Annotated in this window: 9 protein-coding genes; all 9 read left to right on the top strand. The window is 47.7% G+C overall.

Translation table 11 applies throughout. The features are described from left to right. Positions 1 to 210 precede the first annotated feature (210 nt). Positions 211 to 1470, top strand: a complete 1260-nt coding sequence (locus PHF27_RS10390; RefSeq protein ID WP_300069512.1) for an ATP-binding protein — start codon at positions 211 to 213, stop codon at positions 1468 to 1470. A 243-nt stretch (positions 1471 to 1713) separates the two neighbouring features. After that, complete coding sequence (locus tag PHF27_RS10385; protein ID WP_300069509.1) at positions 1714 to 2166, top strand: flagellar hook capping FlgD N-terminal domain-containing protein; 453 nt, start codon at positions 1714 to 1716, stop codon at positions 2164 to 2166. Positions 2167 to 2260: 94 nt separating this feature from the next. Then, positions 2261 to 4255 (top strand): flagellar hook-basal body complex protein, encoded by a 1995-nt coding sequence (locus PHF27_RS10380; protein ID WP_300069506.1) that lies wholly within the window; start codon positions 2261 to 2263, stop codon positions 4253 to 4255. Positions 4256 to 4276: 21 nt separating this feature from the next. Further along, positions 4277 to 5749: a flagellar hook-associated protein FlgK gene (gene flgK / locus PHF27_RS10375; protein WP_300069503.1), complete on the top strand. Its 1473-nt coding sequence runs from the start codon at positions 4277 to 4279 to the stop codon at positions 5747 to 5749. A 10-nt stretch (positions 5750 to 5759) separates the two neighbouring features. Continuing rightward, entirely contained in the window at positions 5760 to 7262 is a 1503-nt protein-coding gene (gene flgK / locus PHF27_RS10370) for a flagellar hook-associated protein FlgK (RefSeq protein WP_300069500.1), read from the top strand. Positions 7263 to 7289: 27 nt separating this feature from the next. Beyond that, positions 7290 to 8651, top strand: a complete 1362-nt coding sequence (gene flgL / locus PHF27_RS10365) for a flagellar hook-associated protein FlgL (protein WP_300069497.1) — start codon at positions 7290 to 7292, stop codon at positions 8649 to 8651. 11 nt (positions 8652 to 8662) lie between these two features. Continuing rightward, positions 8663 to 10846 carry a flagellar filament capping protein FliD gene (fliD, locus tag PHF27_RS10360; RefSeq protein WP_300069494.1) on the top strand — a complete coding sequence of 728 codons (2184 nt, stop codon included), beginning with the start codon at positions 8663 to 8665 and terminating at the stop codon, positions 10844 to 10846. A gap of 14 nt (positions 10847 to 10860) precedes the next feature. Further along, positions 10861 to 11265 carry a hypothetical protein gene (locus PHF27_RS10355; protein ID WP_300069491.1) on the top strand — a complete coding sequence of 135 codons (405 nt, stop codon included), beginning with the start codon at positions 10861 to 10863 and terminating at the stop codon, positions 11263 to 11265. A gap of 64 nt (positions 11266 to 11329) precedes the next feature. Continuing rightward, the coding region (locus tag PHF27_RS10350) for a tetratricopeptide repeat protein (protein WP_300069488.1) at positions 11330 to 12495 on the top strand (1166 nt) is incomplete at its 3' end.

Genomic DNA, 12495 nt, shown 5'->3' with positions numbered 1-12495 from the left:
TCATGGCAGTCCATAGTGATTGCCTCCTCGTTGGTGATGGTTGTGTGAGAACTCCATTCTACCATACGAGGAAAAGTCACCATGGACTTTTTTCTTAAATGTTCAACTTCATTTTACAATCAACCGTCCATTATTTACGAAAAAAGCTGAACACTTGTCGCATTCGCACGGTGCGCGGCGTAGGCTACTATTGGCAGAATGGAGAAGGGCATGTTTCGTAGGCTTCATGCGCAGTTTGTTTTTATCAATTTAATGGTTATTGCTTGTGTATTTTCAGTGCTGGCGTTAGGGAGCTATTGGTTTTTGCGAACGCACTTTACGGAAAAAGCTGCTTTTTTTTCGGAACGCATGGTTGAGGATGCAGAACGTGGTCGCTTGCCGCCGCAGATGCATGGCGGCGAGCAGCCGCCTCCGCCTCCGAGGCCGATGGAAGTGTATTTGGGTTTGGTAGATGCAAAGGGCGGCTTGGTAGGACCCCCCATGGATCCTTGGGCGAGAGCCATACCAAATGTTGAGGAAATAACCACGCTGGCGGTGGCGCAAAAAACAGGGCAAGGTTTTGTGGAATGGAAAGGTACGGAATACTTCTTTTTTCGCAAAAACCTGGAAGATCGCTCTGACTATATTTTGATGGTGCAGAACTTTGAACATGATAACGAAATACTGCGAAATTTGATGCTGGCCTTACTGGGCGCGGGGCTTGCCTGTATGGCCTTATCGTTGCTTGGAAATATATATTGGGGACGGCAGGCCGTAGAACCGGTACGCCAAGCTTGGGAGCAGCAACGTGATTTTTTGGCGGACGCCTCTCATGAGCTGCGGACGCCGCTGACTGTAATTCTGACAAACTTGAGTCTGCTGCGAGACGAACCTGATTCGCAACGGCACGGGCGGCAGCGTTGGTTGGAAAATATGGAAGAGGAAATTCACTACATGAGCGATTTGGTGGATGGACTGCTTTTTTTGGCGCGCAGCGATGCGAAACAAAAAGTGCTGAACTGCAGGCCTTTTTTATTATCAGAAACAATTGCGGGGCTGGTGGCCGCCTTTCGTCCGCTGGCGCGAGGAAAAAAAGTGGAGCTGCGCCTATGTTGTAAAGAAGACATTTGGTTGGACGGCGATGAAACCAGAATGCGCCAGGTAGCGGAAAATCTGCTGAACAATGCCCTGCGGCATACCCCGGAAGGCGGGCGTATTGAGCTTGCTATAAACCGTCAGGATACCAAGATTACCTTAACGGTTGCAGACACAGGCGAAGGGATTTCAGCGGAGAACCTGCCGTTTGTTTTCCACCGTTTTTACCAGGGGGATCCATCGCGTTCCCGCGGCAAGGGCGGTTTGGGTTTGGCGATTGTTAAAAGCATTGTGGAAAACCATAGCGGCCAGGTGAGCGTAAGCAGCCGGGTGGGCGAAGGCAGCGAGTTCTTGATATGTCTGCCGGCCTTGCTTAAGGAAAACGTGGGGGAATAAATGGTGCAGAAGTATTTGGTAAATACCTGGGGCTGTCGGAAAGGACTACTTGTTTGAGACAGTAGTCCTTTTTCTTCACGACTTGCTTTATTCGTTTTAAGAGAAAGCAGGTTTTTAGCGTATTGATAGGGAACATAGCTTACTTGGCTTTAGTTTTTTTCGGTTCTGCTCGATAATACAAATGAGCATGGACAGCGGAAGAAAAATGCGCAGGGATGCGCGTAGAAAATAGGAGGAAGAAAGATGAGTACAAGCGTAACTGGGACAACTTCGAGTTATTGGAAAAACCCGACAACAGTTGATACTGGTTCCACGGCAGGCGGTACGGACAGCCTGAGCACGGTAGACTCCTTTTTGAAAATCCTGGCCTCGGAACTGCAAAACCAGGACCCGACGGAACCGGTCAGCAATACCGAGTATGTGGCGCAGCTGGCGCAGTTTAATAGCTTGCAGCAGATGTCGGCGCTGAACGGGAGCATGAGTAAATTCCAGGCTTATTCGCTGATTGGTATGGAGGTTTCCTATACGGCAACGGATTCGTCCGGCAACCCGGTAAGCGGTACAGGTATTGCTAAGTCAGTTGTAAGCAGTGGTAATGACGTATATGTAATGGTGGACGGCAATAAAGTCAAGATTTCTTCGATTACGAAGGTGGAAACGCCGACAACTACGACTACCAATACAACTACGGGCTGAACAAAAGAGGCAGCCGGACTCGCAAGAGAAGCTGCTGCTATTTCAGAGTGATTGATGAAATAGCGATTTTATATAAGAGCAGGAGGAATAAATTATGATGATGTCCATGTACTCCGGTGTAGCCGGAATAAAATCCCAACAAACCAAGCTGAATGTAATCGGTAACAATATTTCTAATATCAATACCTTAGGCTATAAAGGGCAGTCAGTAGCTTTTAGCGATATGTTGAGCCAAACCGTTAGTTCCGCTCAAGCGCCCGGCGCAACTCAAGGTGGACGTAATGCAGCTCAGATCGGTACAGGCGTTAGTGTGGCGGCAATTACAAGCAATATGAAGGCGGGCAGCACGCAAGCCACAGGCAGCGATAGCGATGTAGCGCTCACTGGAAATGGCTTTTTTGTGGTCAAGCAAGGCAGTGATGCCGTGGCAACGCAGTATACCCGTGCTGGGAATTTTGGCGTTGATACAAGGGGGAATCTTGTTGTTAACGGCTTAAATGTGTGTGGGTGGACCAACTACACCCGTAATGCCGATGGAACTATTGAATATGATACTACGCAAGGCGTAGGAGCGCTTAATATTTTTGGGGATGCCATAGAAAAGGAGACTGTTGAAACCGTGGCTACAAGTGGCGCGATTTTTGCGGGCACCTTAGATGCGTCTTCTGCTGCTGCGGCAACGATTACGAAACAGATTACTGTTTATGATGCCGAAGGGAATCCTACCCAGCGAACTGTTACTTTGACACATGCAGCAGGTGCTGCGGCGAAGTTACCTCTCAAAGGCTCTTTATACACATCAGCTATCGGGGCGCCTGATATTGAAAGTACGATCTCTATCCCCAATGGGTCTGGGACGAATACGGAAGTCAAACTGAAATTTGTGCAGGATGGAGCGAATCCGCTTGTTTGGACATGTTCTCATGTAGGCTCAGCGGATCCTGATATTACGCTAACTTATAATGCCGGAACGGGAACGTTTGCAACTGCTCCTTCACCGGCGCAAATGACCATCAATGGGAATACCGTAGACGTTGATTTTTCTTCTATGACTGGCGGCGGCAGTGCGACGGCGATCACGGCGGATTCTACGGCTGCAAGCGCTAAGAGTACCTGGACTTGGACGGATGATGCAACTCCTGCTAATATAGGTACGGTTGTTTTCAATGCGGTTACCGGAGAGGTTGAAAGCGGTGCAGTGGGTAACACTGTAGGCGGAGCTACGCAAGATGTGAGTCTCTATTTTTCAGGGCTTACCTGCACTGTGGCGGCCAGTGATAATGCGGCCAATTTAATTGCCAGCGGTCATGTGGGTGGTGTAACAACGACCGTTTTGAACAAGCGGACCATGGAGGGATCGGCTACGACGCAAGCTACCTTGTCAGGAAATTTAGATATTGCGGCGACCACCGGCTCGACTACCCTTACGATGTATGATTCCGAAGGGGCGGCGCATGAGGTCAAGGTAACCTTTTCGAAATCCACAACTATGAACAATCTTTGGACATGGACCGCTTCTTCAACTGATAAAACCATTGGCGTCGGGGGGCAAGGAACGTTGCTGTTTGACTCTAATGGTGCGATGGTCAGCGGCTCAACTGGCGAAATTTTGGTAGCTACAACTAATGGGTCTGAAGCCATTGTGACGGCTCTTGATTTGTCCGGGATCGGGCAATTTGCTAGCAGTACAGGAACTTGCAATGTTGCAGTAAATAGTATTAATGGCTATACGGGAGGGAATCTTCAAGATTATAGTGTTGGCGCTGACGGAGTTATTATGGGGAGCTATAGTAATGGTTTGAGCCAGGCTGTTGGTATGCTAGGGCTTGCTGTATTTAATAATCCGACAGGATTGAAAAAAATTGGTGACAACTTGTATGAGACGACTGTGAATTCTGGTGGTGTTAATACAGTAGCGGTAGGGGAAAGCGGTACTAGCTTGGCAACGAGTTCTCTGGAAATGTCCAACGTGGATTTGGCGTCCGAGTTTAGTGAGATGATGATCACTCAGCGCGCCTATCAGGCGAACAGCAAGATTATTACTACGTCCGATACGCTGCTGGAAACCTTGATTAATATGTCCCGTTAATGAACGGAAAGGAGCAGGCTGATGAGTACAATCTGGAGTGGCTATAGCATCTCCTATTCCGGCATGTCGACAGCCCAGCGTTCGCTGGGCGTCACAAGCAGTAATCTTAGCAACACCAATACCGAAGGCTATACACGCAAACGCGTTGTAGGCCAAGATCTCTATGTCAGCGGAGATGGTTCTAATACAGGCATTGGCTCTAGCGTGCAGTCTATACTGCGCGTTCGCAACCAGTTTTTGGATCTGCAATATCGGCAGCAGAATACGCAGACCGGTTACAGCCAAGGGAAAAGCGCCTTGCTGGAAAATTTGCAGGAAGTTGTTAATGAATTCAATGCGCCTAAAGGCGAAACCGATACAGGGCTGCAGCAAACCATTACCGATTTCTTCAAAAGCTGGACGGAACTCTCTAAGGATCCGTCCAGTCCTAGCGCTAAAAGCTCGGTGTTAGAAACGGCCAACTCCTTGTTGGGTACGTTTAATGAAATTTCTACTACATTGCAGACTTTTCGGGAAAGTATGGTTGACAATGTTCGTGATAGCGTTAAGGATGTTAATACGCTGGCGAGCAAGATCGCCGAGCTCAATCAGTATATTATGGAAGCGGAAACACACAATGTAGAAGCCAGCGATTTGCGGGACGCTAGAGATCTTATGATTGACAAGGTCAGCGCGATGGTTAATGTAACTACTTCAGAACAAAACAATGGCACAGTCAATGTATATGTGAATGGCGTCAGCCTGGTCAGCGGCAACAGCGCTAGGGAAATGAAAGTAACTGGAATTGGTATTCAGGGCAACCTTTTAAAGGTGCAATGGAAAGACTTGGGCATGGACGTATCCTTGACAGGCGGTTCTATGAAGGCCTATATGGAGGAAGCTGACCCGACCGGTGTTGATCCAACACTAACAACTTGGTCTACAACTGCAAGCAGTAGTGCATTGACGACGCTGACCAACGGTTTAAACGACCTGGCGGTCATTATTGCGAAAGAAGTCAATAAGATTTACAATATGGATCCTGCTGATCCTTCGTATGATCCTAATCTAGATTTTTTTCGACCTGTTTCAGGGTTAGATATGAAGTTGGGCAATATAAAAGTGAATAAGTCGATTACAGATGATTATACGACCATCAAAGCCAACAGCGATGGCACTGCCGGTAACAATGACTTGTCGAAACAAATTGGCGCGATACTCAATGATGGTCAATATTTTCAATGCGACGGGATTGCGATGACCTTAGGCACGTTTTATTCGGCTGTTATCTCTTGGCTGGGAACGGCGGGAGATACGGCAATGGCGGAAGCTAATACGCAAAGCGGCCTGCTTACGCAGATTGACGGTCAGCGTAAGGATGTGAGCTCGGTATCGCAAGATGAGGAAATGTCTACGATGCTTGCGTATCAGCATGCTTATAGCGCTAGCTCGCGGGTGATGAACGTAGTGGATACGTTGGTTGCCGGTTTGATTTCTGATTTGGGCGGCAGATAGGGAGGTAACTATGGCATCGACTTTTTACGGGTTCAGCATTGCCAACAGCGGTTTGCGCAACAGCAAAATTGGATTGCAGAGCACCAGTAATAACGTGGCTAATGTAAAAACGACAGGGTATTCACGGCAGGTGATTACCCAGGTGGCTGCCGGGGCGGCGGCCACCTATAACGGCAGCGGCATTATTGGCGGCGGCTCGGAAGTGACGGCGATTGAGCGGGAGCGAAATTGGCGTTTGGATCAGAGCTATTGGTCGCAAAATTCGACACAGACGACTTGGCAAACCAAGTCGGATACGATGTCGCAAATTGAATCGATTTTTGGCGAGCCTTCTAATAATGGCTTTACAACAGTAATGACGAATTTCCATGATGCATTGGAAAATTTAACGAAGGGTTCAGATGATCCGTCGGTACGAACTACGGTCAAAGCGTATGGCGAATCCTTTTGCCAGTACCTCCATGATGCGGCGGCTAATTTGGTTGCCCAGAGGGAAGGCGTTAACCAAGACGTTAAGAACAGTGTCAATCAAATCAATTCCTATGCGGAGCAGTTGGCTTCCTTGAACGGGGCCATTGCCCAAGCCAAAGCGGGCGGCGCTGCTGCTAATGAATTGCAAGATCAACGAGATCTGTTGCTTGATAAGCTGTCTGGCGTGACTGGTGTGACTGTGAATAAAACCGCGCAAAACGGCGATGAGAGCAATCCACTGTGGACGATCAGCATAGGAAATCAGACACTGGTTAGCGGCACTAAGTACAACACGTTGGAATGCGTGCCTGGGGCGGGCGTATTTGATCTTAAGTGGGAAAAATCAGGCGATGCTTTTGTGCCAAACGGCGGGGCTCTGGGGTCGCAGCTAGAGTTGCGCGATGGAGACGGAACTGGGAACAACTATCAAGGGATTCCTTACTATCAGAAACAATTGGATGTGTTTGCGCAAACTTTTGCGAAGAGTTTCAATACACAGCATGAAGCTGGATATGGCAGTGATGGAACGCCGAAGACGGACTTTTTCACCTTTACGGGCACTAATGGGAATGTGAGCTCAAATGATTTTCAGACGACGTATGCTTCTGATTACACGAAGATAACAGCCGCCACTATATGCCTTTCTAAAGATGTGAAAGATGATACTGCTAAAATTGCCGCGGCATCAGCTAATCCGACGACGACTTCCGGGAAAAGCGATAATAACAATGCCAAAGCGCTGGCGGATTTGCTGCAGTCTTCCGATTGCATGGGCAGTGGCAAAGGAACGCCGCAAGATGCGCTGAATGCCATTGTTACAACCCTAGGGACGAACAGCGCCTATGCTAAGCGCATGGCGGATAATCAGCAGTCAGGCGTAACCGCCATTGCTGCGCGGCGTGCTTCGGTTTCCGGCGTATCGACCAATGAGGAAGCTTCTAACTTGAATATGTATCAGCAGGCGTATGAAGCTTCAGCGCAGGTATTGACCACTTGGGATGATGTGTACAAGACTACGCTGGATTTGTTAAACGGCGATTAAGTATTTGCGCTGGAAAGGAGCGGAACTATGCGTATTACCAATAATATGATGTTTGACAGCAGCATTCGTAATTTGAATAATAATTTGCTGCGTTTGAATGCGGCGGAAGTGCGTCATTCTACGCAGTCGAAAATTCAAGTTCCCTCGGATGATCCTGTCATTGCGACACGGGCTATTAAGTATCGGGACTATGTGGCTGATGTGGAGCAGTACCAAAAGAACACGTCAGATGCGACTTCCTGGATGGAAGTATCGGATGACGCCACGCAGAAATTGGTAGATTCCATGACGCGGTTGAAAGAGTTGATTACGTCAGGAGCTAACGATACCAATTCGACCTCGAGTCGGGCAGCGATTGCGGATGAAGTGAAGCAAATCAAAAAAGGCCTTGTCGATACGATGAATTCTTCTTATGCAGGACGCTATATTTTTGCGGGCTACAACACAGATGAGCCGCCGTATAAATTGGTGACCGAGACGTTGAGCAGCGGTGCTAAGGTGGATAAAGTCCTCTATAAAGGGCAGGCCCTTAGTGTTGGCGGGCCTGTATCAGCTTCGATACCCAATGCAGACATTCTGAATTTTTGCGATGATAAGGTAGCTAAGTCTGCGCCGGTATATAATCAGAAGGGAACTTGGACCTTGACTGCTAATGGCACCGAATATTCGGTGGACCTAAGCGCGGTAACGAATCCAACGACCTTGCAAAATGCCATTGATACGGCGGCGGGGGCAGGGACATTTACCGTAGGGACAAACGCAGGATATCTGACGTTAACACCGGGAGGCGCTGTTACTTCCTATGTAATTGGTTCGCAAAGCGACTTAGGCTTTGCTTCTTCGTATAAATCAGGCGTTACTGCCCAGGATATCAGCTATCATGTTAGCCAAGGGAGCGAAGTTAAGGTTAATCTTGAAGGACAAAATGTGGTCGGCTGGTCAGGCGATAAGGATCATGGGGGGTATACGGAAGCAGGTTCGAATATCTTTGACACGATCGACAAGCTTTTAATCGGACTAAATGGCGAATCTTCCTATAAAGTAGCTTCTTACAATACCACAACGTTAGCGTGGGAAGTGAAAACGCTTCCGTCGCCAGCTACGACGAGTGCGGCTTTGATCAGTTCCTGCTTGGGAGATTTGGAAACGGATTTGAATCGCGTTACCAAAGCGCAGTCTGAACTAGGGGCGCGCATGAACTATGTAGAATCTACGGACTCTCGTTTGGGCAGCAATCAGCTTACTTATACGAAGCTGCTCAGCAATAATGAAGATATTGACGTAGCTCAGTCGTCCATGGAAGTCAGCACGGCGCAATCGGTGTATGAAGGCGCTTTGGCGGTGACGGCGAAAGTAACGAAGGCATCGCTTGTAGACTACTTGCGTTAGGGGGCTTTGGCGTGGCGACAACAAGTTCAGGTACGATTACAACTTCGACAGTTAATGGCACTTCTCGCATAACCGGCTTGTCATCGGGGGTTGATGTAGACTCCGTTGTTAAGGGTTTGATGAGCGCGGAGCGGGTAAAGCTTAACAAACTGGATCAGCAAGAGGAGCTGCTGGAATGGAAACAGGAAGCTTACCGGAATGTTTCCACTTCGCTGCAGACCTTTTCCACGACGTACTTGGACTCTATGGCGTCGACTAGCATTATAAAGCAAAGTACTTTTTTGCAGTATGAGGCTACAAGCAGCGACGATAATTTGATCAGCGCCTCGGCAACGTCGAATGCCAAAGCGGGGAACCATACACTTTCCGTGAGCCAGCTGGCAACGGCGCAAACCTTGAAAAGCAGTGGAGCTGCTAAGGCAACTTCTGCAGCCTCGTACGGCTTTTCTGCAGGAGACACATGGAGCATTAGCGTTGACGGTATATCGTATAGCGTGGATTTAGCGAGCGTGACCAACTTGGCTTCATTGCAAGAGGCTATTGATAAGGCTACAAACAGTGGAAGTGTTGCCGTGGGATATGGGAAATTAGCCGTTCAAGCTGATTCTGCAGGGAAGCTGGTCATGACCGCGGCAGACAATTCTATCTTGTCTTTTACGCCAGGTGCTCAATCCTCCTTGGGATTTGACGGAACGGCTGTTACGGCCAATGTAACAAAAAATATTCAAGGAAGTGCCACTCCCTCGTATAGCTTTGCTTCCACCGATACGTGGAAGCTTACCGTCGATGGAGCGGAACGGACTGTCAATTTAAGCGGTGTTACTAATTTGAGTATGCTGCAGAGCGCGGTAGATACCGCTGTAGGAGCTGGAAAATTAAAAGTATCAACCAATACCTCGGGCTATTTGACGGTAATTGCTGCGGACAGCGGCGTACAAGCGATAGCTGTAGCGGAGCAAAGTACACTAGGCTTTACTAGTAGCGGGGTTCTTTCTAATCGTTTGACAACTAGTGAAACGTTGAGTGAATTGGTGGCTAAAATAAATCCTTCTCTGCAATTTGGAGGAACCGATAGCGATGAGATCGCGTTTTCCATTAATGGAGTGAACTTCACCTTTGATGCGTCTGATACTCTGACTTCTGTGATGAATAGCATTAACAAGAGCGATGCAAAAGTGACGATGTCCTACGATACGGTGAATGATCGTTTGGCCCTTGTATCCAATACTACTGGAGCCGGGACTACGTTAACTGCGACTGACACGGAAGGGAATTTTATTAGTTCCTTATTAAATTGCAGCGTTGCGGCGCAAGATGCAAAACTCAAGCTGGACGGGAAAGAGCTGACACGCAGCAGCAATACGGTTGCCGTAGATGGCGTTACGTATACGTTGAACAAAGTGACTTCGAGCGAAGTCTCCGTTGGGGTGAAACAGAACACGGAGTCGACGGTTTCGGCTATTGTAAAGTTTGTGGATGCGTACAATTCTCTAATTACTACAGTAAAAGGAAAACTACAGGAAGATTATGATCGCGACTATACTCCCTTGACGGCGGAACAAAAGAGCTCTATGTCGGATACGGAAATTACAGCTTGGGAAAAGAAAGCGAAAGTAGGTCTTCTGGAAAGAGACAGCCTTTTAGACTCTTTTCTGACCGAGCTTAGGGAAGCGTTTCTGGTTAAAGTACCGGGGACTACATTGACGTTGGATGCCCTTGGAATTACTAGCAGCAGCTATGAAGATTATGGGAAATTGACGATTAATGAATCTACGTTACGCTCGGTTATTCAGAGTGATCCAGATGGAGTGATGACTCTTTTTACACAAAAATCTTCTTCCTATGGTAGTACTTCTTCAGCGCGCCTTCTTAGCGGTACGGAGCAAACGACGCGCTATAATGAAGAAGGCTATGGCATGCGATTCTACGATATATTCCAAAATTACATTGGGACAACGCGTGATACGAATGGCACTAAAGGGCTGCTAGTGGAAAAGGCGGGCTTAGCTAATGATGGCAGTGCCAGCGATAATACGTTGAGTGATGCTATGACCGACCTGAAAGAACGAATTACGAATGAAGAAAAACGGTTGAGCCAAGTGCAAGAGCGTTATTATGCGGAATATACTAACATGGAGACGTATTTAAACACATTAAGTGCGCAAATGTCTTCTTTTAGTAATAGCAGCTCCTAAGGAGGCGTAACGTATTGACGGAAGCAGAAATCGGTCGCTTTTTAGAGGGTGAATTAGAATTGCTTGAAGATTTGGCGGAGAATAGCCGCAAACAAACGAGAAAGTTAGAAAAAAGACTTTGGGCAGGCCTGCAGCGATTAAGCATGGAGCGAGATCAATTGTTATTGCGCTGGCAGAAATATAGCGACCAAAGAAAAGAAGCGGAAATGATGAGGGAAGATGGTTGGAATACTCTGCGTCAGACTGTTTTTCTTAAGCAACGAGAAGTGGAGCAACTGCACGGCGCATTGATAAAAGAAGTGGAATGCGCTAAGCGTATGGAAGCTTTGAAATTGCAGCAACTACGCAAAGGGCAAGCTGTTATAAACCATTATCAAGATCCATTACCTATCTCGATGCGATGGAATATTCAAGGATAAAACGCCTGGTGAAAATAATTATTCACCAGGCGTTTTGTATGCTAAAAGAGAGGATCGAGTTTTCATGGAACAGTGTGAAATCGTGGAAGCTGGTTTGAATTTGGCGCGAAGCGGCAAATTGCGTGAAGCGGCCATTTATTTTTGTAAGGCCATAAAAACGGACCCAGGTCGTGCAGAATTGTATCAGCATTTGGGAGAACTCTTAATTGCCTTAGATGAATGGGATAATGCTCAGAACTGTTTTGGACAGGTAATCGCTTTAAAACCAGATGCGGCAGAAGCTTATAATTACATGGGTGTTGTTTTGCGCCGCAAGGACCACTTGGAAGAGGCGGAGGAATGTTATCGTAAAGCTATTGAGCTGCAGCCGGAGTATCCGGAAGCCCTATACAATATGGGGAATTGTTTAAAACTACTAGAAAAATATGAGGAAGCGGAACAAGCGTATTTGAAAGCGCTAGAATGGCAGCCGGATTTGCTAAGGGCGCAGTTTTCTTTAGGAACCTTGTATTTGTTATTGGGAGAGCGAGAAAAAGGGTGGAAACTATATGACGCCCGTTTGGATTGGAAAGAAGAATTTCGCATTGACATCCCTATTTGGCAGGGAGAAAGCTTAATAGGACGCAGCATCCTTCTTTTTTACGAGCAAGGCTTTGGGGATATGCTGCATTGTCTTCGTTATGTCCCGCAAATTGTGGGTATGGCGAAAGAAGTTACTGTTTGGATTCAAGAGCCCTTGGCAAGACTGCTTAAGGAGATGGAACCGCCGTATCGGGTTTGCACCAGCAGTCGCGAGCTGGACGCAGCGCAGTTTGATTTCGCTTGCTCCATTTTTAGCCTGCCTGCGAAACTCACCTCTTTAGAGGCGGAAGTCCCGTATCTTTGGGCGGCCCAAGAAAAAAAAGAAACTTGGCGTGAAAAATTAGAGCCTACTGCCGAGGGGTGTCTTAAAGTCGGCGTGGTCTGGGCTGGAAATCCGGAGCATACAAACGATGAAAACCGGTCAATCTCATTTGAAGAGTTTCGAAGGATGTTTACGGTTCAAGGCATATTATGGGTGAATCTGCAGGTTGGCGAGGAACAAAAGCATTTCCAAGAAGCACCTGAACCTGCGCGGCTGTTCGATGCGGCGGGAGAGTTGACGGATTTTGCTGAAACGGCCGGGGTTATCGCTAATCTGGATTTGGTGATTGCTGTGGATACGGCGGTAGCGCATTTAGCCGGAGCGAT

This window comes from Anaeromusa sp. (assembly GCF_028691475.1).
Classification (GTDB): Bacteria; Bacillota; Negativicutes; order Anaeromusales; family Anaeromusaceae; genus Anaeromusa.
Note: the sequence above shows the minus strand (reverse complement) of the source record. Positions and strands in the feature narration are given on the sequence as shown.